The sequence below is a fragment of the Pseudomonas sp. NY15364 genome (assembly GCF_048068235.1).
GTDB lineage: Bacteria > Pseudomonadota > Gammaproteobacteria > Pseudomonadales > Pseudomonadaceae > Aquipseudomonas > Aquipseudomonas mendocina_D.
The window spans coordinates 1-333 of record NZ_JBLUPX010000102.1; the positions used below are offsets into that span (position 1 = coordinate 1).

A 333-nucleotide genomic window follows, 5' to 3' on the forward strand; every position below is an offset into this window, starting at 1 on the left:
GCTATGATCCAGCGGATCTACTCAAGCTTTATCTGTACGGTTACTTCCAGCGCATCCGCTCCTCCCGGCGCCTGGAAGCCGAGTGCCAACGCAATGTCGAGGTGATGTGGCTGCTGGGCCGATTGGCACCGGATTTCAAGACCATTGCTGATTTTCGCAAGGACAACAGCGCTGCTTTTCAGGCGACCTGCCGCACCTTCGTCCAGTTCTGTCGCCAGGTGGGGCTGATCAGCGGGCAACTCGTGGCCATCGATGGCAGCAAGTTTCAGGCGGTAGCGTCGCAACGCAAGCATCTGAGCCTGACGAAGCTCAAGCGTCAACAAGCCAAGCTGG

The 333-nt window shown here is 58.3% G+C and carries 1 protein-coding gene; it reads left to right on the plus strand.

Translation table 11 applies throughout. The annotated features are described in order from the left end of the window. On the plus strand, positions 1 to 333 hold a 333-nt coding region (locus ACNFCJ_RS24160), incomplete at both ends, for a transposase (protein WP_416773905.1).